This window comes from Bacillus sp. JJ783 (assembly GCF_036963225.1).
Taxonomy (GTDB): domain Bacteria; phylum Bacillota; class Bacilli; order Bacillales; family Bacillaceae_G; genus Bacillus_A; species Bacillus_A cereus_U.
Map to the genome: position 1 here is coordinate 47583 of NZ_JBALMG010000031.1, position 880 is coordinate 48462.

The following is an 880-nucleotide window of genomic DNA, read 5'->3' on the forward strand; positions in this document are numbered from 1 at the left end:
AAAGGAATTAATAGAAACATTGCTAAAATAGGAAATAAAATAAAAGCTATTTTTACTGGAAATAAATATGCAGTCAAAATGAAGCTCCTTTCAATGAAATTTCGTTTATCATTATAGCGCTTAAAAGAATTTAAAACAAAGTTGAAATAGCTCGAAATAGAAAAAATTACAAATTTTAAATAGATTAAGTTATAATAAGTTTAATATAAAGATATTATGATTATGCAAGTTGAAAGAGGGTACATGATATGCAATATGAGCTTTTTTCGGTAAGCGGGGATCATATTACAACTTTTGAAAGCACATGGCGTTTTCAGGAGGGAGAACAGATTTTTGTTCATGATGATAATACAAAACGAAATTTTATTATTATTCGCTTAACACATGATTTATTTCAAAAAAATACACATGTTATTCGCTTGTATTGTCAGGAAAAGAAAGTTTATGCATAAGGAAAAACCTCTTACTATACGGGGGCAGTAAGAGGTTTTTTATTGTATATAGGCAGCATTGGATTTTGCAGAAAGGATATAATTTTGTATTTGGTGTTTCCACGTTTCATCATTCTTTCTTAGAGAAAGCCATTCGTGATAATCTTGTTGAGTTTTCCATAACATGCGAACCATATATTCGGCTCTATTATCTATATGATGCATCTGTGAAAATTCTATGTTAATAAAGCCTTGTGTTCCATATGATGGAGAATGCTGTTTAAGTGAATGAAATAGTTCATTTTCATAGCCATATTTAATATGAATAAGTTTAGTAACGATAAACATACGAACACCTCTTTTTCGATAGTATTAAAAAAATGGGATAGAAGAGAGAAGTTTTATCCCATAGAACCCCGATGGGTAGGGGTAATTAAAGTTTCACTTTA

General features: G+C 29.5%; 2 protein-coding genes. One reads left to right on the plus strand and one right to left on the minus strand.

Annotation, left to right across the window (positions count from 1 at the left end; genetic code table 11):
* Positions 1-248 precede the first annotated feature (248 nt).
* Positions 249-452 carry a hypothetical protein gene (locus V7038_RS06575; protein ID WP_002010557.1) on the plus strand — a complete coding sequence of 68 codons (204 nt, stop codon included), beginning with the start codon at positions 249-251 and terminating at the stop codon, positions 450-452.
* Positions 453-491: 39 nt separating this feature from the next.
* Here the strand turns inward: V7038_RS06575 and V7038_RS06580 are convergent, their stop codons facing one another.
* Complete coding sequence (locus V7038_RS06580; protein ID WP_002114160.1) at positions 492-779, minus strand: hypothetical protein; 288 nt, start codon at positions 777-779, stop codon at positions 492-494.
* Positions 780-880: the final 101 nt, after the last annotated feature.

What these genes read in the sequence shown, in the direction of transcription:
- V7038_RS06575 (WP_002010557.1), top strand. Translation starts at nt 249, where the DNA reads ATGCAATATGAGCTTTTTTCGGTAAGCGGGGATCATATTACAACTTTT.
- V7038_RS06580 (WP_002114160.1), bottom strand. Translation starts at nt 779, where the DNA reads ATGTTTATCGTTACTAAACTTATTCATATTAAATATGGCTATGAAAAT.